1 protein-coding gene is annotated in these 1,201 nt (G+C 68.8%); it reads left to right on the forward strand.

The genetic code is table 11. The features are described 5' to 3' along the window. The coding region (locus tag ACZ4O3_RS44090; RefSeq protein ID WP_467728039.1) for an IS701 family transposase at window positions 1–1,066 on the forward strand (1,066 nt) is incomplete at its 5' end. Window positions 1,067–1,201: the final 135 nt, after the last annotated feature.

Raw genomic sequence — 1,201 nt, forward strand, 5'->3', positions numbered from 1 at the left:
CCGCACACCCGACCGTCTCCAGCGGCTCCTTAACGGCGCACGCTGGGACGCCGACGAACTCCGCGACGACCTCCAGCACTACGTAGCCGAACGGCTCGGCGAGCCCGACGGAATCCTCATCCTCGACGACACCGGCTTCCTCAAGAAGGGCACCACCTCGGCCGGTGTGCAGCGCCAATACTCCGGCACCGCCGGCCGCACCGAGAACTGCCAGATCGGCGTGTTCGCCGCCTACGCCACCACCCGCGGACGCGCCCTGGTCGACCGCGAGTTGTACCTGCCCAAGTCCTGGACCGACGACCGCGACCGATGCCGCGCCGCGCACATCCCCAACGAGCGGACCTTCGCCACCAAACCCGACCTGGCCAAGGCCATGGTGCTGCGGGCGATCGCCTCGCCGCTGCCGATCGCCTGGGTGACCGCGGACGCCGCCTACGGCCAGGAGTGGCGGCTGCGCCGCATGCTGGAGGAGACCGGCCTGGGCTATGTGCTCGCGGTCCCCAAGTCTCAGCAGGTGCCCCACTTCGGACGCATCGACCACCTCTTCTCCCAGGCACCCGAGGAAGCGTGGGAGCAACGTTCGTGCGGTGACGGCGCCAAGGGCCCGCGCTTCTACCACTGGGCCGCCCTGCAGATCACCTCCATCGAGGACTTCGACGGCGAGATGCCCACCCACCAGCGGTGGGCACTGGCCCGCCGCAGCATCAGCAAGCCCGAGGAGATCGCCTACTACCTCTGTTACGCACCGCTCGGCACCACGGTCGAGCGTCTGGTCCGCGTCGCCGGGACGCGCTGGGCCATCGAGGAAGCCTTCCAGGCCGCGAAGAACGAGTGCGGCCTCGACCAGTACGAAGTCCGCCGCTATACCGGCTGGATGCGGCACATCACGCTGGCCATACTGGCGCATGCGTTCCTGGCCGCCATGGCCGCCGACGCCGCGGCAAAAGGGGCAGCAGAAACGGTTCCTGCCTTGCGCCTCTCACCGTGGCAGAAGTTCGGCGGCTCCTGGCAACTGGCCACTCACCCCTCGCCGCTCACCAGCCCCTCATCAGTGCACGCGCACTGAGATGGTCACACTGGCGCAGACGACGCCAAGCGGTCGCTCGCCGCTGCCACTATCAGCGGCGGCTGCACACGATCGAGGGGCGGCCCGGGAAAGAGATCACAGGCCGGTCATCAGCCCTCTACACTCACCCAGACC

The organism is Streptomyces sp. NPDC026515 (assembly GCF_055567595.1).